At 42.2% G+C, this 25,076-nt stretch carries 16 protein-coding genes; 10 read left to right on the top strand and 6 right to left on the bottom strand.

From position 1 onward, the window contains the following. Positions 1 to 23 precede the first annotated feature (23 nt). Positions 24 to 887: a class I SAM-dependent methyltransferase gene (locus tag FTV31_RS00600; protein ID WP_180012656.1), complete on the top strand. Its 864-nt coding sequence runs from the start codon at positions 24 to 26 to the stop codon at positions 885 to 887. Between the two features lie 29 nt (positions 888 to 916). Here the strand turns inward: FTV31_RS00600 and FTV31_RS00605 are convergent, their stop codons facing one another. Beyond that, a complete protein-coding gene (locus FTV31_RS00605; protein ID WP_180012657.1) occupies positions 917 to 2,254 on the bottom strand; it encodes an alpha/beta fold hydrolase in 1,338 nt (445 codons plus the stop codon). A 324-nt stretch (positions 2,255 to 2,578) separates the two neighbouring features. Here FTV31_RS00605 and FTV31_RS00610 point away from each other — a divergent pair, with 324 nt between their 5' ends. The 3 genes from FTV31_RS00610 (at position 2,579) to pta (ending at position 7,667) form a co-directional block, all read left to right on the top strand. Next, on the top strand, positions 2,579 to 3,844 hold the full coding sequence (locus FTV31_RS00610; RefSeq protein WP_034703231.1) for a glutamate-5-semialdehyde dehydrogenase: 1,266 nt from the start codon (positions 2,579 to 2,581) through the stop codon (positions 3,842 to 3,844). A gap of 406 nt (positions 3,845 to 4,250) precedes the next feature. Further along, positions 4,251 to 5,474: an acetate kinase gene (locus FTV31_RS00615; protein WP_180012658.1), complete on the top strand. Its 1,224-nt coding sequence runs from the start codon at positions 4,251 to 4,253 to the stop codon at positions 5,472 to 5,474. A gap of 54 nt (positions 5,475 to 5,528) precedes the next feature. Continuing rightward, positions 5,529 to 7,667 (top strand): phosphate acetyltransferase, encoded by a 2,139-nt coding sequence (gene pta, locus FTV31_RS00620; protein WP_180012659.1) that lies wholly within the window; start codon positions 5,529 to 5,531, stop codon positions 7,665 to 7,667. A 308-nt stretch (positions 7,668 to 7,975) separates the two neighbouring features. On the opposite strand, the gene FTV31_RS00625 is transcribed toward pta, so the two are convergent. Further along, a complete protein-coding gene (locus tag FTV31_RS00625; RefSeq protein ID WP_004781996.1) occupies positions 7,976 to 8,215 on the bottom strand; it encodes a DUF2171 domain-containing protein in 240 nt (79 codons plus the stop codon). Positions 8,216 to 9,001: 786 nt separating this feature from the next. On the opposite strand from FTV31_RS00625, the gene FTV31_RS00630 reads away from it, so the two are divergent. Continuing rightward, positions 9,002 to 10,528 carry a fumarate hydratase gene (locus tag FTV31_RS00630; protein WP_005232211.1) on the top strand — a complete coding sequence of 509 codons (1,527 nt, stop codon included), beginning with the start codon at positions 9,002 to 9,004 and terminating at the stop codon, positions 10,526 to 10,528. A gap of 60 nt (positions 10,529 to 10,588) precedes the next feature. On the opposite strand, the gene FTV31_RS00635 is transcribed toward FTV31_RS00630, so the two are convergent. The 4 genes from FTV31_RS00635 to tig all read right to left on the bottom strand — a co-directional run bounded on the left by FTV31_RS00635 (position 10,589) and on the right by tig (position 14,940). After that, complete coding sequence (locus tag FTV31_RS00635; protein WP_004781989.1) at positions 10,589 to 11,305, bottom strand: DUF2846 domain-containing protein; 717 nt, start codon at positions 11,303 to 11,305, stop codon at positions 10,589 to 10,591. Between the two features lie 167 nt (positions 11,306 to 11,472). Continuing rightward, positions 11,473 to 12,783 (bottom strand): ATP-dependent protease ATP-binding subunit ClpX, encoded by a 1,311-nt coding sequence (clpX, locus tag FTV31_RS00640; protein WP_064094817.1) that lies wholly within the window; start codon positions 12,781 to 12,783, stop codon positions 11,473 to 11,475. A 29-nt stretch (positions 12,784 to 12,812) separates the two neighbouring features. Next, a complete protein-coding gene (gene clpP / locus FTV31_RS00645; RefSeq protein WP_004781985.1) occupies positions 12,813 to 13,418 on the bottom strand; it encodes an ATP-dependent Clp endopeptidase proteolytic subunit ClpP in 606 nt (201 codons plus the stop codon). 190 nt (positions 13,419 to 13,608) lie between these two features. Continuing rightward, entirely contained in the window at positions 13,609 to 14,940 is a 1,332-nt protein-coding gene (tig, locus tag FTV31_RS00650; RefSeq protein ID WP_180012660.1) for a trigger factor, read from the bottom strand. Positions 14,941 to 15,442: 502 nt separating this feature from the next. Between tig and FTV31_RS00655 the strand changes: the two genes are divergently transcribed. The 5 genes from FTV31_RS00655 to FTV31_RS00675 all read left to right on the top strand — a co-directional run bounded on the left by FTV31_RS00655 (position 15,443) and on the right by FTV31_RS00675 (position 24,852). Beyond that, entirely contained in the window at positions 15,443 to 17,680 is a 2,238-nt protein-coding gene (locus FTV31_RS00655) for a TonB-dependent siderophore receptor (RefSeq protein ID WP_180012661.1), read from the top strand. A gap of 412 nt (positions 17,681 to 18,092) precedes the next feature. Continuing rightward, the gene (locus FTV31_RS00660) at positions 18,093 to 20,348 is read left to right on the top strand and encodes a catecholate siderophore receptor Fiu (protein ID WP_180012662.1); all 2,256 of its coding nucleotides are present in this window, start codon (positions 18,093 to 18,095) and stop codon (positions 20,346 to 20,348) included. Between the two features lie 79 nt (positions 20,349 to 20,427). Next, positions 20,428 to 21,111 carry a Fe2+-dependent dioxygenase gene (locus FTV31_RS00665; RefSeq protein WP_071320590.1) on the top strand — a complete coding sequence of 228 codons (684 nt, stop codon included), beginning with the start codon at positions 20,428 to 20,430 and terminating at the stop codon, positions 21,109 to 21,111. Then, positions 21,111 to 22,217, top strand: a complete 1,107-nt coding sequence (locus FTV31_RS00670; protein WP_180012663.1) for an alpha-hydroxy acid oxidase — start codon at positions 21,111 to 21,113, stop codon at positions 22,215 to 22,217. The genes FTV31_RS00665 and FTV31_RS00670 overlap by 1 nt, the downstream gene beginning before the upstream one ends. A gap of 316 nt (positions 22,218 to 22,533) precedes the next feature. Next, on the top strand, positions 22,534 to 24,852 hold the full coding sequence (locus FTV31_RS00675; protein ID WP_180012664.1) for a TonB-dependent siderophore receptor: 2,319 nt from the start codon (positions 22,534 to 22,536) through the stop codon (positions 24,850 to 24,852). Positions 24,853 to 25,076 lie beyond the last annotated feature (224 nt).

Consider the following 25,076-nt stretch of genomic DNA (forward strand, 5'->3'; position numbering starts at 1 on the left):
AACAACAATAAGGTCAGGACGACATGACAGAATCTCTTTCACAACACCGCCATATTTCTTTTACTGCACATTATACTGGCTATATCTGGTACAAAATGGGGATTTCACATCCCGTATTTGCCACTTCTAAAGGTAAATTCCTTGCCAAACTGGTTCATCCACTGGAGTCATGGGCTGAGCGTCATGTGGGCGGCAGTATGCGCACTACCCTGAAACAGCGTCATCAAATGATTGATGAACACTTAAGCCAGTTAATTAGTAAATATCCTCAATTACAGGTACTGGAAATTGCTAGTGGTTTATCCCCACGCAGCTGGAGTTTTAGACAGAAATTTCCCGGGATTAATTATCGGGAGCTGGATCTGCCCGATATGGCCAGGATCAAAACCAACGCCTTGCAGCAGATTGATCAAGATGCCCCGGAAGTATTGAGCGGCGATATTTTTAGTGCAGAACTGGCGAATATTTTTAAAGTCTTTGACCCGCAACAGCCTCTAGTCATTATTAGTGAAGGCCTGATCAATTACTTTGATCAAAAAATGCTGTTTACCTTGCTCAAAGGTATTAACGAATATGGTCAAGGTTTCAGTGAAGTGCATTATCTCAGTGATATTTATCCTGAACCGGTCAAAAATAAACTGGCAAGCTTTATCTGGGCTTGTAGCCGTCTGCTAAAATTCATGTCACGCAGTGCATTTACTTTTCATTTTAAATCACCTCAAGAACTACAGCAGTTTTTTCAGCAAGCTGGGTTTATGTGGGTGGAGGTCGAACAGCCACAACGTTATTTTGCAGAACCTCGACAGCAGAGTCCTCATTATGAACAGGATGAACATCTAGGCGATTTGGTCTGGATGATTCATGCGGTGAAAAAAAACAGCGTTTAATCACGCTGTTTTTTTATGAATTTTATTGTTTAGATGACTGCATCGAATACTTCAGCCTGTTGAAGTGCTTTCTCTTTCTGGACAAAACGTAGTAAACGCTCTGCTACATCAAAACTGCCATGCTTGAACAAAGCACGTAACTGAGTGCCATCATGCTCGAAGATTAAACATTCGATCTTAAACTCCCCTTCTTCATCTTCCAAATGTAAAGCCAGATCACGTGGATATGCGGCTGCCTGATCGGTTAATCCAGGTTCCAATTCCAGCAACACCCCAAAGAAATTCATATCGATAATTTCTGCCTTGAGTATCAGATCAGAATGGCGATGACTTAAATAACGCTGTGGATCCTGAACTGTAATCCGCTCTTCACCACGTCGTTCGATCTGCTGCATCTGTTCACGGGTGAACGGGATAATACCTTCGAGCTGATCAACCGGCTCATCACGCAAGAAAGTTGCAAATAGATGCATGGTTTCTTTACGGCGCTGTAACTGAGGCACATGATCTGCAGAAGCGATCTGCACATACTGCATGTTTGGACATTGCAGGGCAAAATTGGCATTTTCATGCGGCAAGGTAAAGCTGTCATATTGCCCGCAAGCCACCAAAACTTTGCATTGAGGAATCGGTACATTGGTCAGTCTTAAAAGACGGTTACAGTTAATGTCATAGCGGTCCTGCTCAGTGGCAGTAAACTCGGACATCTGCTTAAAGAACAACCGTTTTGCTGTTGGCGACATGCGGGTTTCTTTTAAACGTGCATGATTGACCAGATACAGAATCACCGCTTGGCCGAATTCATCCATGCGCTGTTCTTTCATTAAATGCAGAGATTCTTCCAGCAGCATGCGCCAGCTTTTGCGGGTTTTCTGCATCACACCCATTAAAATCATACGGTCTACCAGTTCAGGACGCTGATCTGCCAGACAGGAAGCCACCACTGAACCCAGAGACATTCCCAGAATAGCCACCTTAGGCAGTTGCATCTGCTCCAGCCATTGGCCTAGCATCGCTGCCAGATCTTCCAGTTCAAGTGTTCCTGCAGATAAGCCGGTATCAACGTTAGTAATTTGCTGGTTGGCCCCCATGGAAGGTAAATCAATTAAAATAATAGGTCCCGCATCAAATAACTGTTCTACACAATATTTGTAAGAATTAAAGTTCTGAAAAGCTCCCCCAATAATCACCATTGGGCGCATATGCAAAGTATCAGGACGCGCAATGGCCATATACTCGATTTTCCAGCCATCGATCCATGTCGTACGTGCTGGTTGCTTGAAACTGTGCTTATCATAAAGATCAAAAAAACCGTAATGGCTATGTTGGTCCAATGCCTGGGCATCCATCTGGATAATGGAATTCATATTCCTTTCCTCCGTCCTTGCCTTATTTTTATTGTGCAAGTCATTATTTACAGATCTTATGCTTCAGGATTATTCCGATTATCCTGAACACGCATCCTGCGCTGTAGTAATTATATCAATGACATCTATGTCGCTACATTTCATTCTATACAGAGCGGCTTTTCACAAGCAACTGATTCGACAACCACTTATCTGCTTTTAAAGATAAAACAATTTCAAAATGTTTAGAAACAGTGAAAAGCTTATGATTTTTAAGTGATGGGCTTCATTGTCCGGCATCAGACTGTTAATATCAAAGTGAAATTTCTAAGTGATTGAACCGCTATGCAAGAGTCTATTGAACAATACATGCAAACGGTAGGACAGCAGGCACGCCAGGCTTCTCGCATTTTGGCTCGTGCGTCTACCCAAACTAAAAACAGCGCATTGTCAGCAATTTATACCGCTTTAGAAAATAGCCAGGCCGCTATTCTGGCTGCTAACCAGATTGATATGAATAAAGCTCACCAGAACAATCTGGACAGTGCCCTGCTTGATCGCTTAGAACTCAACCCCGCACGCTTTAAAGGTATGTTACAGGGCCTGAAAGATGTGATCAGCCTGAAAGATCCAATTGGTGAAATCACTGATATGGCTTACCGTCCTACAGGGATTCAGCTTGGCAAGATGCGTGTGCCTTTGGGCGTAGTGGGCATGATTTATGAATCACGTCCGAATGTAACTCTGGAAGCTGCTTCACTGGCATTAAAATCTGGAAATGCGATTATTCTGCGTGGCGGTTCAGAAGCTCTGGAATCTAACCAGGCCATTGCAACTGCCATCCAGCATGGCTTAAAAGTGGCAGGTTTACCTGAAGCATCAGTTCAGGTGATTAATACGACTGACCGTGCTGCAGTTGGCCAGCTGATTACCCTAACTGAATATGTCGATGTGATCGTACCGCGTGGTGGTAAAGGCTTAATTGAACGCATTACTGAAGAGGCACGTGTGCCTGTGATTAAACATCTGGACGGGAATTGCCATGTCTATGTCGAAGCACAGGCTGATCTGCTCAAAGCCCTGCCAATTGCTTTAAATGCCAAAACCCATCGTTATGGCGTATGTAATGCCATGGAAACTTTGCTGGTTGATGAAAAAGTGGCTGAAGATTTCCTGCCTCGAATTGCTGAGCTGTATCAGGAAAAACAGGTAGAGCTTCGTGGTTGTCGTGAAACCCAGCGTATCTTGGGCAATCAGGTAGTTGCCGCAACAGAAGAAGATTGGTACACCGAGTATCTAGGTCCGATTCTGGCAGTTAAAATCGTATCGGGTGTTGAGGAAGCCATTGAACATATCAATAAATATGGCTCGCATCATACAGATTCAATTATTACTGAAAATTACAGCATCGCTCGCGAATTTTTAGCTGGTGTAGATTCGAGTTCAGTCATGATCAATGCCTCTACCCGCTTTGCTGACGGTTTTGAATATGGCTTAGGGGCGGAAATCGGTATTTCGACGGATAAGATTCATGCCCGTGGCCCGGTTGGTTTAGAAGGCCTGACTTCCCAGAAATGGGTAGTCTTCGGCGATGGTCAGATTCGCCAGTAAATAGATAATAAAATCAGCCTTGTTCGCAAGGCTGATTTTTTATGCATTAGATGAATAAAAGACATGTTCAAGTAAATATGCAGCCTTTATAAAATTGCATATAATTTCTTCATATCCATACCTAAAAGGTAGAATAAATAAACATTATTTTTAAGAAATATAAGTTACAGTTTAATAGATCATTTTTTAGCAGTATTTTATTTATAAATGAAAACTATGAACTGATAAATTTTAATTATTATTGTCGCTGTGGTCGATAATGCTTAAGTCTAATCGGCTAAAGTCTATCTAGGACAGTAAAAAAACCCATGTTAAAACATGATCACAGACCTATCTTGTGTCGCTTTTGCCAGCAGACAGGTCAACGAAATGGATGAGAATTTTAATTAGAATCGGGTAAACAATCGTGTCTAAATCAGTATTAGTTATTAATTGTGGCTCTTCTTCAATCAAGTTTGCCCTATTGCTTGAAGAAAAGAATTTCCGTATTCACGGCTTAGCTGAGAACTTAGGCACAGAAAATGCCCGTATTAAAGGTGTGACTGTCGGCAATGAACCAGTCGATATTCATATTCCTTTTGCAGATCATAAAAAAGCGTTAGAAGTAGGTTTAGAGCGTCTGGCGAACTACAAGCCGGATGCGATTGGTCACCGTGTGGTACATGGCGGCAGCCTGACCAAAGCTGAACTAATTACTGACGAGATTATTGAAAAAATTCGCGAAGCAACTCCACTTGCGCCTTTGCACAACCCGGCTCACCTGATCGGGATCGAAGCGACTAAACGTTTATTCCCAGACTTGCCACAAGTCGCAGTATTCGACACTGCTTTCCATCAAACCATGCCGGCATATGCTTACCGTTATGCCCTGCCTAAATTCCTTTATACCGAATATGGCGTACGTCGTTATGGTTTCCATGGTACCAGCCATGCTTATGTATCAGATCGCGGTTCTGAACTGGCGGGCAGCTTTAAGCAAGGTGGCTGGTTAACAGCGCATCTCGGTAATGGTAGTTCGACCTGTGCCGTATGGAATGGCCAAAGTGTAGATACCTCAATGGGTCTGACGCCACTTGAAGGTGTGGTGATGGGGACCCGTAGTGGTGATGTCGATCCAAGTTTGCATAGCTTCCTGGCTGCAAACCTAGGCTGGGATGTATATAAAATTGACAAGATGCTGAATAAAGAAAGTGGCTTGCTTGGTTTGTCTGACAACCTGTCTAATGACATGCGTACCCTGATTGAAGCCTCAGAACAAGGTAGTGAAGATGCGACTCTTGCGATTGAAGTATTCTGCTACCGTCTGGCGAAATCTTTAGCTGCTTTAAGCTGTGGTCTGCCACGTATTGATGGTCTGTTCTTTACCGGTGGTATTGGTGAAAACTCGGCGTATATCCGTGAAAAAACCATGGCTTATTTACCACATTTCGGTTTCAACCTGGATAAAGACGCTAATAGCAGTTTGAAACGCGGTACTGAAGGCCGGATCGATAATGGTACAGGCCCACAAATCTGGGTAGTTCCGACTGATGAAGAAGGTCGAATCGCGAAAGAAACTCATTCTGTGGTAGAGAATGAAGTGGAGCAAGCCACTGCAAAAAAGTCTGAACCTGAGGCTGCGCTTGCATAAGCAAGCCTGGTTCCCTTTTACCTAATTTCTATTATTGCGCGACTGATATTACTTATGAAAACGATTTTATTGGTGCCGACCGGGGAAGGCGTTGGCTTAACTTCAGCCTGTTTAGGTTTGGTATATGCTTTAGAATGCCAAGGGGTAAAGGCAGGCTTTGTGAAACCTTTTTCACAGGAAAAAAGTCAGGATACAGATCGCACTACAGCACTCTATCGTCATTTATCCCAAAGTGAAACCGTTGAACCGATTGCTTATGAAAGTCTGATTCAGCGCTTTAATCTTGGTGAAACAGATGAATTGCTTGAAGATGCAGTACGCCTGCATCGTGAGATTGCCAAAAATCATGACCTGATTATTGTTGAAGGTTTGGTACCCAATAGCCGTGATACCTTTGCGTCAAGCTTTAATGCAGCCTTGGCACAGGCACTCGATGCCAAAGTCATTATTGTCAGCAATGCTGATATCAACCAGCCTGAAGTGGCAGCTGAAAAAATTGAAAGCCAATTACGTTATCTGGGTGGGTCCTCTTCTACCCGTATGGCTGGCGTATTATTTATGCGCACCAAAGGCTTACCTGAAGATTCTGCCCATATCCCGGTGACTATTGATCCTGGTTTACGCCTGATTAGTGATACCAACAAATTTATAGCAGCTATTCAGAAAACTCATGCCCATATTGGGTCTGAAAAGCTTCCAGTCATTGGTCTGGTTCCATTCAGTAATACTTTAAGTGTGCCACGTATTTCTGACCTGGCAGCGCATATTTCAGCAGACTGGGTGAACTTGGGTGAAGCAAAACAGCGCCGTGTCTTACACAGCAGTTTAATTGCGTCCAATATTGAACATGAATTGCATAAATTCGTGGCTGGCGAGCTGATCATTAGTGCATCAGACCGTATTGATGTCTTGCTGGCAAGTAGCCTGGCGAGCAGCAATGGCATTCCATTGGCAGGACTGGTACTGACTGAACATTATGAGCCAAATTCGGCTGTACTGGAGTTCTGCCAGACAGCGATTAAACATGGTCTGCCTATTCTGCATACGCCACTTAGCACTTTTGAAACTGCCCAAAGTCTGGCCAATTTAAGCAATGAAATTCCATGTGATGATACTGAACGTGCTGAACAGGTCACTCGTTTTGTGTCCAGTCATTTAAATGAAGAATGGATTGCACAGCTAATCAATGGTTCTTATAAGCCACGTCTGTCTCCTTCTGCATTCCGTCATGAACTGGTACAAAAATCGATTACTGCGAAAAAACGTATTGTGCTTCCGGAAGGTGATGAGCCACGTACCATTCAGGCGGCTGCGATCTGTCAATCTCGTGGGATTGCGCACTGTATCTTGCTGGCAAAACCGGAAGAAGTGGTTGAAGTTGCTAAAGCACGCAATATTGAATTACCGCACGATCTTGAAATTATTGATCCCGACCTGATTCGCGAGAATTATGTCGAAAAAATGGTTGAACTGCGTAAAGGCAAAATCAATGAATTACAGGCGCGTGAACAGTTACAGGATACTGTGGTACTCGGCACTATGATGCTGGCACTTGATCAGGTGGATGGTCTGGTTTCTGGTGCAGTACATACGACTGCCAATACCGTTCGTCCTGCTTTCCAGTTGATCAAGACAGCGCCTGAATATTCACTGGTTTCCTCAGTATTCTTTATGCTGCTGCCAGATGAGGTCTATGTTTATGGTGACTGTGCGATTAATCCAGATCCGGATGCTGAACAACTGGCGGAAATTGCGATTCAGTCTGCTGACTCTGCAAAAGCCTTTGGCATTGATCCACGTATTGCCATGATTTCTTACTCTACCGGGACTTCAGGTACAGGTGCAGACGTAGAAAAAGTGGCGAAAGCGACTGAGATTGCCAAGCAGCGTCGTCCTGATCTGCTGATTGATGGTCCACTTCAATACGATGCCGCTTCAGTTGAAAGTGTGGGTCGTCAGAAAGCACCAGATTCACAAGTCGCTGGTCGTGCCAATGTGTTTATCTTCCCTGATCTAAATACTGGTAACACCACTTATAAAGCGGTACAACGTGCAGCAAATGTCGTGAGTGTCGGTCCGATGCTGCAAGGCTTGAACAAGCCGGTGAATGACCTGTCACGTGGTGCGCTGGTCGATGACATTGTATTTACCATTGCTTTAACTGCGATTCAGGCTGATCAGCAAGCTAGTTAATTTTCTTTAACACTCCACAACCATCCGGTCAAAAGATCGGGTGGTTTTTTTATTGATCTATTTTATAAGTTTTCTCGGTAATCATTAGACGTTCTATAATCTACAGATTGTCTAGCTCAAAAAATTATGCAGGTTCGTAATCCGCGCTATGAGTAAATAAAACTAAAATAAAAAAATTTATGACACAAAAGAAATGCCAGCCGATCAGGCTGGCATTTACCACTTTAACAGATCAGATTTGCCTATTTAAACTTGTATCCAGTTTGACTATTTAAGCCAAAGCAGAACAAATCAAGCAACGATCATGCTTATACCGTGGTCCATTCTTTGTGCACATCTTCTGCTGTTTTATTCAAGATCACGCTGTCATCTTTCACTTCGCTTACCCAGCTGATCGGAATCAGATGATGCTCATTATTCTCGTCATCACTTCTTGTCAATTTAATCTTGTCCTGACCTTCTAAATGATCCACTTTACCAACTTGAGTACCATCTGAAGCAATTACTGAAGCATGTTCTTTGATGTCATTTGTATTAAAGTTACTCATTCCAATTGCCCTATTTATAGAAGTTGAGAGACCTCAGTCTAAGCCCTAAAAAATTGGCTGTGTGTAAGGGTTTTCAGGCTTTGAGTTTTTCTGGGTTAATAATGTAATGAAGAAAAATAACTGTGTCACAGGCGTGTTGTGGCAAGACCAAGATGATTGAAATATTGTTTTTTTATTAAGGTAATTTGAAGATTTGAAGATTTGAAGATTTGAAGATTTGAAAGATTTGAAGATTTGAAGATTTGAAGATTTGAAGATTTGAAGATTTGAAGATTTGAAGATTTGAAGATTTGAAGATTTGAAGATTTGAAGATTTGAAGATAGGCTAATTTTTTAGCTTTTAAAATGTAAAAAAGAAGATAAAGCTTAAGCTTGATCTTCTTTCTGGCCGTAGAACCAAGTAGCAGCGATATAAAGACTAAAAGCAATTACCATCAATACACTAGTCAGGGTCATAAAGAAAACTCATCATTCATTTGATAAGCGCATTATGTAAAAGTTTTATGACAGTTATATGACAATGATGAAATTTTCATAATTTTAATTAATTAATATAAATCATATATTTATAATAAATTTAATTATATTCAAATAAACTTTAAGCTGAAATATGACAGTAAATATGACAAAAACCTGTCATTTTTCACCAATCCTTCAGCCAAATTAATATGCCTTATTGCTTAAACTATAAACTTTTGGCCAATGTCCCTGCAAAACGCCCACAACCGGATTCATTTGTCTTATAATTTAGCCCGCTAGCTAACAGCCCGCTCAAGAGATATTTGTATGACAACTATTATCAAGCAAGATGACTTGATCACATCGGTTAAAGATGCGCTTCAGTTCATTTCTTACTATCATCCACAAGACTTCATCCAAGCGATGAGCCGTGCGTACGACCGTGAAGAGAACAAAGCTGCGAAAGATGCGATCGCGCAAATCTTAATTAACTCACGCATGTGTGCAGAAGGCCACCGCCCTATCTGCCAGGATACTGGTATCGTCAACGTATTTGTTGAAGTGGGCATGGACGTTAAATTTGATTTAACCATGAGCCTTGACGATGCGATCAACGAAGGTGTACGTCAAGGTTATCTTGAAAACTCTAACGTACTTCGTGCATCTGTACTGGCTGACCCTGCTTTTGGCCGTAAGAACACCAAAGACAACACGCCTGCTGTGATCTATCACAAACTTGTTCCAGGTAACAAAGTAGACATCACTGTTGCTGCTAAGGGTGGCGGTTCAGAAAACAAATCTAAACTGGCAATGTTGAACCCGTCTGACTCAATCGTGGACTGGGTATTAAAAACTGTTCCAACTATGGGTGCAGGCTGGTGTCCTCCTGGTATGCTGGGTATCGGTATTGGTGGTACTGCTGAAAAAGCCATGATGCTTGCCAAAGAAGCATTGATGGAAGAGATCAACATGGACGAATTGCTTCGTCGTGGTCCACAAAACAAACTTGAAGAACTTCGTATCGAAATCTTTGAGAAAGTAAACGCATTGGGCATTGGTGCTCAAGGTCTTGGCGGTTTAACCACTGTTCTAGACATCAAGATTAAAGATTACCCTTGTCACGCTGCGGGCAAACCAGTCGGCATGATCCCGAACTGTGCAGCAACCCGTCACGCACATTTCACGCTTGATGGTTCAGGTGTTGCGCATATTCAAGCACCAAGCCTTGAAGACTACCCATCAGTTACTTGGGATTCTTCATCATCTAAACGTGTTGACCTCGACAATATCACTCAAGAAGAAATGAACTCTTGGAAACCAGGTGATACGCTGCTTCTAAACGGTACAATCTATACTGGCCGTGATGCTGCACACAAACGTATGGTAGACATGCTGAACAACGGTGAAGAACTTCCTGTTGATTTGAAAGGCAAGTTCATCTACTACGTAGGTCCTGTTGATCCAGTGGGTGACGAAGTTGTAGGTCCTGCAGGTCCAACAACTGCAACTCGTATGGATAAATTCACTCGCCAGGTATTAGAAGCAACTGGTCTTTATGGCATGATCGGTAAAGCGGACCGTGGTCCTGCTGCTGTTGAAGCAATTAAAGACAACAAAGCGACTTACCTCATGGCTGTAGGTGGTGCTGCATACCTCGTATCTAAAGCAATCCGTGAAGCTGAAGTGGTTGCATTTGCTGATTTGGGCATGGAAGCGATCTACAAGTTTGTAGTGAAAGATATGCCTGTTTCTGTTGCAGTTGACGTAAATGGTACATCTGTACACGCGACTGCTCCAAAAATCTGGCAAGCGAAAATTGGCAAGATTCCAGTAGTTGACGCTGCTGCAGGCTAATTTAAGCTGCATGAAAAAAGCACCCAGATGGGTGCTTTTTTATTGGAGTTTTAAAATTAATTACCAGGTTCTTGGATCCCAGAGTTTAAATGGTGTCGTCAACTGTACATCTGTAGATGGATCATATTCAGTTGCCTTAATTTTCTGGGCTTTCTTGCGGATTTTCCCAGTTTCCTGATCCTGTGCAAAAAAGTTAAAACTGTCCGATTTTAACTGGGTAAAAGCAATTTCATTAAGGCCCACACTGCTCGGCATCAGCATCAGAGGTCCAGGAACACTACGACGGGTGCTTAGATTTTCTTCATCATACTTAATAAAATAGGATTGGCCCGCTTCTACTGTAAAGTCCAGATACTTAGGTTTTTGGAAGTGCAACGCACCTAAAGGACGACTGGTACTCAAACGATAAGTACCTGCAGGTAACTCAATCCAGTAATGATGATTATGCAATAAACTCGGAATACGATGCTGATTGATAAACAGACTGGCAGCGACAATTTCCTGACGGTTCCATTTGGAATCCGGGCGGTATAAATAAACGATTGCAGCATCCTCATGCTGAGGTTTAACTGCCTGAAAATGATTGCCCTGTTTCTGGTTGACCCAGCCACCAATCGTAAACATCCCCACCCGATGCTGTTCGACGAAGCCCGGTTTTTTTTCAAGATCAATATTTTTTAAAGTGCTGAGTGGCTGTGTAGGCTCAACTACGGCTTTTTTACCGTGACAACCCATCAGCGCCAAACTGCCGATGAGCACCATTGCGACTCCACGCATGCTTATCCCTCACTGCGTCTTTATTCTTGTATGCAAGTGCTTTGCGATATATTTCTATAGCTTTCGGCGTCCACGCCTAGATGTTGAGATTAGCATCTGCTTTTATCTTTTGGAAATAAAAAACGTGCGAAAACACGGGGTTTTCGCACGTTTCTGACGAATAGCAATCAAGCAGATTTGCTATTCACCACCTTTAAATCAACTTTTGCCGCTGTTTCTGGCTCGTCATGTGGTTGACGTTCAGCACGAAATTCTGGTGCAGCTTTACCATTAATGACAGCTTCATTCACCACCACGGTGCCTACATCGCTACGACTCGGCAGGTCATACATGGTTTCTAGCAATGAATTTTCCAGAATCGAACGCAGGCCACGCGCACCAGTATTACGTTCCAGTGCTTTTTTCGCAACCGCACGTAGTGCTGAATCTTCAAAGACCAAGTCCACATTTTCCATCTCAAACAAATGTTTATATTGACGGGTTAATGCATTCTTCGGCTCAGTCAGAATCTGCATTAAAGCTTCTTCATCCAGCTCATCCAAAGTCGCAATCACGGGTAAACGACCAATGAATTCTGGAATCAGACCAAATTTCACTAAGTCAGTCGCTTCAACCTGACGGAACAATTCAGACAGCTTTTTGCTTTCGTCTTTATTACGGACTTCTGCAGTAAAGCCAATACCACCTTTCTCCTGACGCTGCTGTACGATTTTCTCAAGACCTGAGAATGCACCGCCACAGATGAACAGGATATTCGAAGTATCAATCTGAATGAATTCCTGCTGCGGATGCTTACGGCCACCTTGTGGTGGAATTGAAGCAACCGTACCTTCGATCATTTTCAGCAAGGCTTGCTGTACGCCTTCACCTGATACATCACGAGTAATGGATGGGTTTTCAGATTTACGGGTAATCTTGTCGATTTCATCGATATAGATAATGCCCTTTTGCGCTTTTTCGACATCATAATCAGCTTTTTGCAAAAGCTTTTGTACAATGTTTTCAACATCTTCACCCACATAACCCGCTTCAGTCAGGGTTGTTGCATCTGCCATGGCAAATGGAACGTCCAGAAGACGGGCAAGGGTTTGTGCCAGCAAAGTTTTACCTGAACCAGTCGGACCGACCAGCAGGATATTACTTTTGGCAATTTCAACGGAATCATCTGCTTTCTTACCATTGGTCTGTACTTTCAGACGTTTGTAATGGTTGTATACGGCCACAGATAATGTCTTTTTCGCTACGTCCTGACCAATCACATATTGATCGAGCGCCGCACGGATTTCATGCGGTTTCGGTAAAGGACGGTTCGCCCAGTCATTGGTTTCGACCTGTTGACTGGTTTGAACCAAATCTAAGCATACGTCCACACATTCATTACAAATGTATGCGTCCTCGCCTGCAATCAGCTTTCCGACTTCAGACTGCGTTTTACCGCAAAATGAACAATGCTTTTGTCCTTGAGGATGTTCGGACATATTTACTCCAATATCTCAATCTCTAAAACTTATGGACGTTTCGTTAAAACTTCATCCACAAGACCGTATTCTTTCGCTTGCTGAGCAGTCATGAAGTTGTCACGGTCTGTATCGCGTGCCACTTTTTCATAGTCCTGACCGCTATGTTCAGCCATTAAACGGTTTAAACGTTCTTTAATGAACAGAATTTCACGTGCGTGAATTTCAATATCTGATGCCTGACCTTTGAAACCACCCAAAGGCTGGTGAATCATGACACGTGCATTTTCAAGGCAGTAACGTTTGCCTTTAGTTCCTGCATTAAGCAGGAATGCGCCCATTGATGCTGCCTGACCCATACAGTAAGTCACAACATCCGGTTTAATAAACTGCATGGTATCGTAGATCGCCATGCCAGCAGTCACCGAACCACCCGGTGAGTTGATATATAAATGAATATCTTTATCTGGGTTCTCAGCTTCTAAAAACAACATTTGCGCAACGATCAGGTTGGCCATATTGTCTTCAACTTCACCTGTCAGAAAAATTACCCGCTCACGTAAAAGGCGTGAATAAATATCAAAAGAACGCTCACCACGAGAGGATTGTTCTACCACCATTGGCACTAAAGCGTTTTCAATCGTTGGAACATACATAGGTTTATTTATTCCTAAATTTTTGTGACTTAATCCATAATCACAATATGAGGGATAATCAATGAAATTGCAAAATAATCGCGAATAATTCCATCATATTTTTTGCATTAGTTTTGTGAAAATCAGATATGTCAAGAAATTACTAATATGAAAAAAGGCGCACGAAGCGCCTTTTTATGGAAAGCTTGAATTAGCCTTGTTGACGAGCTTGTTGCTCTTTCAATAAGTCTTCATAGCTTACAGTCGCATCAGTCACTTTAGCAGATGACAGAATGTGATCAACAACTTGGTCTTCAAGTACAACTGCTTCGATTTGAGCACGTTGTTGCTTGTCATTTTTGAAGTATTCGATCACTTCGTTTGGATCTTCGTAAGAAGAAGCCATATCTTCGATATAAGCTTCAACGCGCGCTTGATCTACTTCGATTTTCGCATCAGCAAGAATACGGCTTACCAATACGCCAAGTTTAACTGATTTCTCAGCTTGTTCTTTGAACAGGTCATCTGGAAGCATGCTTGAATCAAATGCTTTCGCGCCTTGAGCACCGAACTGTTGAGTGAACTGCTGGATCATTTGTTGACGTTGACGATCAATTTCCTGAGCAACCATTGCAGATGGAAGTTCAACTTCGTTTGCAGCTACAAGTGCATCGAAAGTTGCGCCTTTAACCTGGTTACGCAGGCCGTTTTTCACTTCACGTTCCATGTTTTTACGAACGTCAGCTTTCAGTTTTTCAACGCCATCTTCTTCAGAAATACCGAAGATTTTCAGGAATTCAGCATCAATTTCTGGAAGTTTTTGTTTTTCGACAAGTTTCACATTGATTTTGAATTGAGCTTGTTTACCAGCAAGGTTTTCAGCTTGGTAATCTTCAGGGAAAGTAACATCGATCACTTTCTCTTCGCCTTTCTTCATACCGATGATGCCATCTTCGAAGCCAGGGATCATACGGCCAGAACCTAAAACAAGTTTAAAGTCTTGCGCAGCGCCGCCTTCAAATTTTTCGCCATCAACAGTACCTTCGAAGTCGAAAGTTACTTGCATGTCTTTTTTCGCCATGCCTTTAGTTTCAGTCCAAGAAGCACGTTGTTTTTGAAGATTTTCAATCATCTTCTCAACGTCTTTGTCATTTACTTCAGACGCTTTACGTTCAACTTCCAGACCTTCGAATTTCACTTCAACTTCTGGATAAACTTCAACAGTCGCTTCATAAACTAAAGCGTCGTCTTTCATTTCAGTTTTTTCGATGTTTGGCATACCAACAGCGTTGATTTTTTCTTGTTGGATTGCTTCGAAAACTGTGTCACGAATGATGTCGTTGACAACTTCTTGGTAGATACCAGCGCCGTATTCACGACGAACTACGTTTACAGGTACTTTACCTGGACGGAAGCCGTTGATCTTCGCAGTTTTAGCAGTGCGTTTTAAACGAGCTTCAAATTGCTCATTAATACGGCTCGTCGGTACAGAAACATTTAAACGACGGGCAACGCCCGAAACCGCTTCAGAAGTTACTTGCATGGCTTCCTCTATATATTTGGTAATAACAGGTTTATAAAAATGTGCCACATTATATGACAACATTTGCAGATATACAAAACACAATACTTGAATCGTCTTTATTGATGCTGTAATAATCAAATTTATTCAGTCAAATTCATTTTTCTTTGATTGAATATCCCTTCCCTCAAATAAGAGTAGATATATTGATTACTCAAACTGGACAGATCATCTCATTCATCGGCATTTATGGATTTTTATAGGACTTTTAGTAAACTTTTCTTTATCTTTTCTTCAAAATTTTTAAACTCTAATAATCTCAATAAAAGTAACGATAATAATCTATTAATCAGATTTAGTTTAAATACATTAACTTAGAAACATTTTGATACACTATCACATTGATCAAACCAATTAATAAAATTATTTAAATCGCCATTTCCTATCTGCAAGTAATTCTTAATTTAAATAAGAATTATTATTATTCGCATACATAAATTTTAAGCTTTTTTCGGGTTCCCACATGTCGTTTATCAAATCACGTAAAAAACTCGTTTCATCGGCGATTGCCTCTTCCCTCTCGATTGTAACTGTAAATGCTGTGGCTGATGAAAATGTGGTCAAGCTCGAAACTATTCATCAAGAAGTTAAAGCTGAACAGGCACCAAGTTTAAAAGTAGATAATTCCGCAAATAAGAAATTTGTTGCACCTTTACTGGATACACCTAAATCTGTATCAGTTATTTCTAAGCAACTGATTGAAGACACTCAAGTCACTACACTTTCTGATGCTTTACGTACTGTACCGGGTATTACTTTGGGTGCGGGTGAAGGCGGCAACCCGAATGGCGACCGTCCATTTATTCGTGGTTATAACTCTGAAAGCTCGATGTATGTAGATGGCGTACGTAGTGCGACTTCACAAAACCGTGAAATGTTCGCAGTCGAACAGGTTGAAGTGACCAAAGGCTCTTCTTCTGCAATGGGCGGTGCCGGTACGACTGGCGGTAGTATTAATATGATCTCTAAAGTTGCTAAAGCTGGTGATTCTTTAGAAGGTTCCATTGCACAAGGTACCGATAATTACCAACGCATCACTTTAGATGGTAACAAAGATTTCGGTAATGGCATTGCAGCGCGTGTTGCTGTGATGGGTCATCATAATGAAAAAGCCGGTCAAAAAGACGGTACTGAATATAAACGTGCAGGTATTGCGCCAAGTATCAGTTTTGGCCTGGATACCCCTACCCGTGGGACTTTAAGCTACTACTACTTAAAAACTGATGATACGCCTGATGCTGGTGTTCCATATAATTATGACAAAGATAAAAAAGCGACTGTCGGTAAACCTATCGATGTTAAACAAGGCATCTACTATGGTTTATTAAATCGTGATTTCCAGAAACAGGAAAATCAGATTGGTACACTTAAATTAGAACATGATCTGACTGATGATTTGACTTTGAGTAATACTGCTATTTATAGCAAGTCAAAAAATGATTATCTATGGACGCAGCCTGATGACTCAAAAGGTAACGTACTCAATGATAAAGTATGGCGTCGTATTAACTCACGGATTACAGATACAGAAACCTTTAGCGATCAACTTTCTTTAGCAGGTAAGTTTAATACCGGTGCTCTAAAGCATAGCTTTAATACAGGTGTTGAATACTCTAAACAAGAATCTGATAAAGGTAACTATTCAACCACCTACCCTGGCTACCCTGATAGCACGACAGGTGGATTTAACAGTGATTGTGCAAATAATGATGCATGGTGTACTTCTTTAACCAATCCAAACTCACGTGATCAATGGTTAGGTGCTCGTACAGCCAACAGAGCTACCACGACCACTACCACAGAAACAGCTTCTATTTATTTACTGGATAACATTGAACTCAATCCGCAATGGTTATTGGACTTAGGATTGCGTTGGGATGACTTTGATACCAAGCAAAAAACCAATGCTTCAGGTGAAACCATTTCAAGTGACGCTGATTTCTTCACTTACCAGGCAGGTCTTACTTTTAAACCGCGTGAAAATGGATCTATTTACACAAGCTTCGCTACTTCAGCCAACCCTGTAGGTGTTGACTCAGGTGATGGTTCAGAAGGTATTGCAGAAAATTATAGCAATCTCGATCCTGAAGAAAGCCGCACATTTGAAATTGGTACGAAATGGGATCTATTTAATGACAAATTGAATTTGACTGCTGCAATTTTCCGTACTGAAAAACAGAATGCTCGAGTTCAGTTAACACCGACTACTTATGCTAACGTTGGTGAAAGTAAGGTAGATGGCTTTGAGCTTGGTTTAAACGGTAATCTTACTGATAAATGGGCAGTCTCTGCGGGCTATACATACCTAGACAGTGAAGCTGTTGATAATGGAAAAAAATGTAGCGGTCGACCAACTGTATGTACAAATGAAGATAGTCCATACAATGGAAATAAAATGCCTAACGTTGCGAAAAACTCAGCCACACTTTGGACGACTTATGATCTAACCCCTGCGTTAACAATCGGTGCTGGTGCAGTTGCGATGGACAAAGTGTATGGTGACCTAGCGAATACTAAATATGTTCCAGGTTATGTACGCTATGATGCCATGGCACGTTATAATGTAAATCAAAATGTTGACCTGCAGTTAAATGTAAATAACTTATCTGATGAACGTTATTTCACTAAAGCTTATGCATCTCACTATGCAACTGAAGCAGAAGGCCGTAACGCAGTTCTTTCTCTGAACTTTAAATACTAAGTTTTAGCTTCTTCCCTCATCAAAAAATAGCCTCATTCGTGAGGCTATTTTCATTTTCTGAAAGATATAAAACTTTAAATCTAGATTTAGTTGTATTTATAAACCTTTTGATAAAAAGCTTTAAATAGAAAATAATTACATTTTTTAATCTTAGGTAAAAAACTGAAAAATAAGTTTATTTTGAAATTTTTCTTAATAGAAATCCCAGATTAAAGTTTGAATATTAAACAGTAATTTCATCCATAAATTCATAAGAATGATTTAATTAAATATTGTTAATGATAATTATTATCACTACAATTCGCAAAATTGTTAAAGGCCATAACAATAACTCCATAATTGCTGCTATTTGATGAACTCGAGCATATCAAGGTGGTAAGGGAAATATTATTCAATTCAGGAATTCTGTCACATGGCGCATATCAAAAGCCGAAAACATCATTACAAGACTTCATTGGTCGCACTTGCTGCAACTTTGCCACTGATCACTCATGCAGATAACATCACCAATGAAGGCGTTATTCAGCTTCAAGAAATTACAGTTAAGAATAAAACTGCAAATGAATATAAAGTAGATCAATTGAGTTCTGCTAAATCTAGCCAAGCTTTAGTAGATACGCCTCAAACTGTTTCGATTATCAACAAAAACTTATTAAAAGAACAAGGTGCGACTACTTTGGTTGAAGCCTTACGCAATACGCCAGGAATTACCTTACAACTCGGTGAGAATGGGAATACCAGTGCTGGCGACGCCTTCCAGATGCGCGGCTTTTCAACTCAAAGCTCCACCTATCTGGATGGCATTCGTGACCTCGGCGCTGTGAGTCGTGATGTATTTAACCTGGAACAGGTGGAAGTCGTCAAAGGCCCTGCTGGTGCCGAAGGTGGACGTGGTACGGCGTCTGGTTATGTGAATCTGGTCAGCAAACTGCCTCATTTGGAAAACAGTCGTGAAGTCTCTGCCACCTACAATACGGCTGAACATACGCGTCTTGCCACTGACATTAATCAGGCGATCAATGACAGCGTTGCTGTCCGTTTAAATGCAATGGGTCAAGATGGCGGTGTAGAAGGCCGCGACTTTATCCAGAATCAAGGCTGGGCTGTTGCCCCTTCTATAGCGTTTGGTCTGGATAGTGATACTCGACTGTATCTTTATTCCCAGCATATCCGCCAACGTAACATTCCAGATGGCGGTATTCCAACGATTGGCATGAAAGGATTTTGGAATGCAGACCCGCTGATCGCCAGCGCACCTAAAGTGAACCGTGAAAATTATTATGGTCACGCAGATGACCATGAAGATGTTGATGCCGATATGTATACAGCCAAAATCGAAAGTGACTGGGCTGATAATCTGAAATTTACCAATATTACCCGTCTAGGCAATACCCATATGCAGCGTACTTTGACGGGGATTAATAGCCTTTCAAGAAATGACTCTACCAATCCTCAAGACTGGACTGTAAGCCGTTCACGTCAGGGTGTCGATCAGGAAAATAAAATTCTGGCCAATCAGAGCACGGTGAACTGGAATGTCAAAACCGGTTCAGTAGAGCATGATCTGGTCGCTGGCGTAGAGCTATTAAAAGAGCAGCAACATTCCAGAACACTGGCTACACAAATGCCAGGGCAGCCTACTAACAGTACACCACCCGCGAATCTATACCATCCTGACCGTCACCAGAATCTGCCTGATCCTGTGTATACGGGCGCTTATTCGGATGGTGAAACCCAGACGGCGGCTGCTTATCTTTTCGATACGCTCAAGTTTGGCGAACGTTTTCAACTTAATGGTGGCGTCCGTGTCGATTATTACGATACCAATTACGATGCACTAGGTTACTCAACCGATAGTACGACACTAGCAGTGACTGAAACCAAAACAGATTTAAAAGCCCATGACACTTTATTCAGCTGGAAGCTCGGTGGTGTATATAAGCCAACCGCCTACAGCAGTGTCTATGCATCTTATGCCAAATCCCTGACACCGCCGGGTAGCAGCAACTTTAGCCTTTCAACTACAGGAATAAACAGCTCGGCAGCAGACCCTCAAGAGACTCATCATTATGAAATTGGCACCAAATGGGACCTGCTGGATGGTGATCTGGCTTTAAATGCTGCGGCATACTACACCGAAAATGAAAACCAGTTTACCCAAGATCCGATTACCCGCGAGTCTGTTCAGGAAGGTAAAACTACAGTTAAAGGAATCGAATTGGGTGCTGTCGGTAAAATTACTGATGCCTGGAATATTTCAGCAGGTGTTGCCCATATGAAAACCGAGCAAAAAGACCAGTTCAGTGTCAACTCCAACACGGGTGTAGTGACCCAGACCAATAGTGTACGCTGGTCGCCTGAATGGACCGCTTCACTATGGACGACCTATAACATTGCTGGTTTAAAACTGGGCTTAGGCGCACGTTATGTGGATGAGCAAAAACGTGTGATTACCGATAGTACTGCAGCAGCGAATATGCCAAGTATTCCAAGCTATGTGGTGTTTGATGCTATGGCCGGTTATACCTTTAATGACCAGACTTCCTTAAACCTGAATGTTTATAATCTGGCAGATAAAGAGTACATCAGCACGTTGAATAATGGAGGTGGCCGTGTGATCTTGGGTCAACCACGTTCAGCAGCTTTAACTCTGAACTATAAATTTTAATTCAGCTTTTATCTCTATCTATCAATATCGTGTATTCTCTTGAATGCACGATATTTTCAATTGCAGGAATGCTTTTAAAATGATGTTACATATCCCGGCAGTATTAAGCAAAGCACAAGTTGCCGAACTGAGACAGCAATTGGATCGCTCAGAACACTGGATGAATGGACAACTCAGTGCCGGGAGTCAGGCACAGAAAATCAAAAAGAACCTGCAGCTGGATTCTTCTTCTGTTCTGTATCAGCAGATTAGCCCTATCATTTTACAGGCGCTGAAAAGTCATCATTTAATTACCTCTGCTGCCCTGCCGAAACATATCCTGCCGCCCCTGTTTAACTGCTATCAGGATTCAGGCACCTATGGCAATCATGTGGATAATGCCATTCATTATTCTCCTCTGCTCGGACAGGCTATTCGTACCGATGTGTCACTGACTTTATTTTTATCTGAAATCGATGAATATGAAGGTGGCGAGCTGGTCGTTGAAGACCAGTATGGCTGCCATGAAGTCAAACTGGACGCTGGTGATGTGATTGTTTATCCATCGACCAGCCTGCATCGGGTTGAACCTGTGACTCAAGGCAAGCGTATTGCTGCCGTGACCTGGATTCAAAGTATGGTTCGTGAAGATGCCAAACGTAGCATGCTGTTTGATCTGGACATGACCATTATCAAACTACGCCAGCAGATTGGCGATACTGAAGAAGTTCTGCAACTCACCCATCATTATCACAACCTGATTCGTCAGTGGGGTGATTTATAATGTCACGTGAACCAATGGCACCATTAACCCAAATCCCGGCCTACCTACAAACCATCGCCGATTATGAGGTCGAAGCCGAGAAACATCTCTCCAGCATGGTCTGGGATTATCTGCAGGGTGGCTCCATGGATGAAATCAGTGTCCGGGACAATTTACAGCAGTTTCAGGATATTCAGCTTCTACCGCGTATGCTGAAAGATCTGACTCAAGGCAGCACTGAAATCGAGATGTTCGGACAAAAATTTCCGCATCCAATTTTTCTGGCACCGATTGGACATCAGCAGCAGTTTCATCCTGAAGCAGAAGCCGCGTCTGCCCTCGCAGCACAAGTGATGGGCAGCAATATGATTCTCAGTACTTTTACTAATACTGATATGCGTGCATTAAAGCAGGACAATCCACGCAAATGGTTTCAGCTGTATTGGCAAGGGGATCGGGAAAAATCTTTAGCATTGGTGAAAATGGCTGAAGCACACAATTATATGGCGCTGGTAATTACCGTGGATTCACCACACACCGGCATCCGCGATCGTGAACGTCGTGCCTTTTTCCATTTACCGGAAGGCATGCAACATCCACATACACCTACCCATATTCCCCTTCCGGAATTAAAGGAAGGTGATCATCCCGTTTTTAATGGACTGATGAAAATTGCCCCGACTTGGGAAGATATTGCCTGGATCGTACAGCAAACCGATTTACCCGTGATTCTAAAAGGAATCGTGCATCCTCAGGATGCCCAGCTGGCCATTCAGCATGGGGTAAAAGGCCTGATCATTTCCAATCATGGCGGTCGCGTGCTGGATACCTGCATTTCTCCTCTCATTGCCTTGCAGCTGATTAAAAAGGTGGTGCCAGCAGATTTTCCTCTGCTCTATGATGGCGGCATCCGTCGTGGATCGGATGTATTCAAGGCTATTGCCTTAGGTGCTTCTGCTGTCCTGATTGGCCGTCCTTATATTTATGGTCTGGCGACTGCCGGAGCTTTGGGCGTAGCGCATGTGATCAAAATCCTGAAAGAAGAATTTGAGATTACCATGGCCTTAATGGGAACAGCGACCGTGGCAGATATTCAACCGGACTGTCTATTTAGGGGAATTGATTAATTAGGATTTAATTGAAAATAAAAATGAAAAATAAATTAGTTAAATATCTTACCCTTAACTCCTTGAAGCGTCTTTAAAGGCAATTCAACATAGCTTTATATATCAATAGCTATTATCAATAAAAACCAAATAAGATCCATATTTAATCAATCTATATTAAAAACATGGTTTTAATTCTCAGTTCGCACTCTAGTCTATCTATTTTTTAAATTGATTAAATTTTGTTCATCGCCAATATCAATGCAAGAAGGATAGCAACGATAACAATAATAATTATTATTTGCGAATCCAAACTTAAAAATAAAAAAGAATCATTATGAGCTATATAAAATCTCGTAAAAAAATAGTTTCTTCAGCCATCTTTTCTTCCCTTTCTTTTGCATCTGCACACGCGATTGCACAGGAAAATGTGGTACAGCTTGAGACCATTCATCAGGAAGTACAAGCTGAACCCGTGCCGGGTCTAAAAGTCGATCAGTCAGCAAATAGCAAGTTTGTTGCTCCACTCCTCGACACGCCAAAATCTGTGGTCGTGATTCCTCAACGACTGATTGAAGACACTCAAGTTACCACTCTGGCTGATGCTTTGCGTACTGTACCGGGGATTACTTTAGGCGCAGGTGAAGGCGGCAATCCGAATGGGGACCGGCCTTTTATCCGGGGTTATAACTCGGAAAGTTCAATGTATGTCGATGGCGTGCGGAATTCAACTTCACAAAACCGAGAAATGTTTGCCGTCGAACAGGTCGAAGTCACCAAAGGGTCTGCTTCTGCCATGGGCGGTGCGGGCACTACGGGTGGCAGTATTAATATGATCTCCAAAGTGGCGAAAAAGGGAGATGCGCTGGAAGGCTCTGTTGCGGGTGGTACAGATATGTATGCACGTATCACTTTGGATGCTAACAAGGACTTCGGCAATGGTATGGCGGCTCGTGTCGCAGTCATGGGCCATCAAAATGAAAAAGCGGGTCAGCATGATGGCGCAGAATATAAACGTGCCGGTATTGCACCCAGTTTCAGTTTCGGCCTAGACAGCGCAACGCGTGGAACTTTAAGTTATTACTATTTGAAAACTGATGATATTCCAGACTCCGGCATTCCCTATAACAATCCATTTGCAGCGACCAATGCCAATGTCGCTTTAAATGGCAGTGGGAAACCAATTGATGTGAAAGCAGGTCAATACTATGGCTGGAAAGATCGTGATTTCCAGAAACAGGAAAACCAGATTGGTACCCTTAAATTGGAACATGACCTGAATAACAATCTGACCCTGAGTAATACGGCGGTCTTTAATCGCTCTAAAAATGATTATCTCTGGACCAACCCCGATGATTCACGTGGGAACTTCATTTTGAATGGCAATGTCTGGGCGCGGGCCAATTCACGTATCGCAGATACCGATACCTTTACTGACCTACTGGCTTTAACCGGTAAATTTGATACTGGTGCTATTCAGCACAGCTTTAACCTAGGTGCAGAATATTCAGATCAGGATACCGAACGTACCCAATATATTATTAATGGTCTGAATACTACTGGAAGCTCTTTTGCGGCCTGTGGTACTTCTGCCAATGTGGCCTTAGGTTGGTGTACTTCTGTAGACAATCCAGACCGGGGCGCCTGGACGGGGACAATTAGCACAGATGGTGCGGACCGTTATGGTATCGAGACCAAATCAAAGTCGATCTACTTACTGGACAGTATCGAATTGCATCCGCAATGGATTCTGGATCTGGGTGTACGTTGGGATGATTATAAAACCCAGCAAACCTTGACCTATGGACGATTCAATAATGCGGTGACAGGCGCAAACAATACGCCGATTACCGCCGTTCCAGGTGATCAGCTTACCCTCGAAAATGAAGAAGACTTTTTTAATTATCAGGCCGGTCTGGTCTTTAAGCCAAGAGAAAATGGCAGTATGTATGTCAGCTATGCCACTTCATCGAATCCGGTCGGTGTCGATGGCGGTGATGGCTCTGAAAGTATTAGTGCAGCTATTGAAAATTTAAAAGCTGAAAAAGTTCGTACCATGGAACTGGGAACTAAATGGGATCTTCTGGAAGATAAACTGAATTTGACGGCTGCCATTTTCCGTACTGAAAAAACCAATACCCGCTCCACCGATGCTGATGGCAGTACCCGTAATATCGGTGAGACCCGTGTCGATGGGATTGAGCTGGGTATCAATGGAAATGTCACCGAGAAATGGGCAATTTCCGCAGGCTATACCTATTTGGATAGTGAACTGATTGATGGTGGCTTTGAAAATATTGGAACCACAGCAGATCCCATCTATGTACCAAGCTCGAACAATGGCAATCGGGTTCAGAACGTAGCAGAAAACAGTGCAACCTTATGGACGACCTATCAGGTCATGCCTCAACTGACATTGGGTGCCGGTGCTGTGGCAATGGATAAAGTCTATGGCAATGCCGCCAATACCAAATTTGTTCCCGGTTATGTGCGTTACGATGCCATGGCACGTTATCAGGTGAACCCAAATGTAGATCTACAGTTGAATATCAATAACCTGTCCGATACACGTTATTTTACCAAAGCCTATTCTTCCCATTATGCCACTGAAGCAGAAGGCATCAGTGGCGTTTTAGGCCTACATTTTAAATACTGATCTAAGCAATCTTCATGATATTAAGGGCTAGTCTGGATTCATCAAACTAGCCTTTATTTTTTTGATATGAAAGATTTCATGTACGCATTGCTTAAGAACTTCTAATAAAGCTATCACATAAAGAAATATTTTAGCCTTATCGCTTAATTACAGGAAAATCCAACAAGATTAAAATAGATTATAGAAATATTTTTCCAATTAACAACTTTATAAGAAAATCTTTT

The organism is Acinetobacter sp. YH16031, from assembly GCF_013417335.1.
Lineage (GTDB): Bacteria > Pseudomonadota > Gammaproteobacteria > Pseudomonadales > Moraxellaceae > Acinetobacter.

Bases quoted from the DNA above. Each gene is read 5' to 3' on its own strand.
- FTV31_RS00665 (WP_071320590.1), top strand. From the start codon at position 20,428: ATGATGTTACATATCCCGGCAGTATTAAGCAAAGCACAAGTTGCCGAA.
- FTV31_RS00600 (WP_180012656.1), top strand. From the start codon at position 24: ATGACAGAATCTCTTTCACAACACCGCCATATTTCTTTTACTGCACAT.
- clpX (WP_064094817.1), bottom strand. From the start codon at position 12,783: ATGTCCGAACATCCTCAAGGACAAAAGCATTGTTCATTTTGCGGTAAA.
- pta (WP_180012659.1), top strand. From the start codon at position 5,529: ATGAAAACGATTTTATTGGTGCCGACCGGGGAAGGCGTTGGCTTAACT.
- FTV31_RS00675 (WP_180012664.1), top strand. From the start codon at position 22,534: ATGAGCTATATAAAATCTCGTAAAAAAATAGTTTCTTCAGCCATCTTT.
- FTV31_RS00610 (WP_034703231.1), top strand. From the start codon at position 2,579: ATGCAAGAGTCTATTGAACAATACATGCAAACGGTAGGACAGCAGGCA.
- FTV31_RS00630 (WP_005232211.1), top strand. From the start codon at position 9,002: ATGACAACTATTATCAAGCAAGATGACTTGATCACATCGGTTAAAGAT.
- FTV31_RS00655 (WP_180012661.1), top strand. From the start codon at position 15,443: ATGTCGTTTATCAAATCACGTAAAAAACTCGTTTCATCGGCGATTGCC.
- FTV31_RS00670 (WP_180012663.1), top strand. From the start codon at position 21,111: ATGTCACGTGAACCAATGGCACCATTAACCCAAATCCCGGCCTACCTA.
- FTV31_RS00635 (WP_004781989.1), bottom strand. From the start codon at position 11,305: ATGCGTGGAGTCGCAATGGTGCTCATCGGCAGTTTGGCGCTGATGGGT.
- FTV31_RS00605 (WP_180012657.1), bottom strand. From the start codon at position 2,254: ATGAATTCCATTATCCAGATGGATGCCCAGGCATTGGACCAACATAGC.
- clpP (WP_004781985.1), bottom strand. From the start codon at position 13,418: ATGTATGTTCCAACGATTGAAAACGCTTTAGTGCCAATGGTGGTAGAA.
- FTV31_RS00625 (WP_004781996.1), bottom strand. From the start codon at position 8,215: ATGAGTAACTTTAATACAAATGACATCAAAGAACATGCTTCAGTAATT.
- tig (WP_180012660.1), bottom strand. From the start codon at position 14,940: ATGCAAGTAACTTCTGAAGCGGTTTCGGGCGTTGCCCGTCGTTTAAAT.
- FTV31_RS00660 (WP_180012662.1), top strand. From the start codon at position 18,093: ATGGCGCATATCAAAAGCCGAAAACATCATTACAAGACTTCATTGGTC.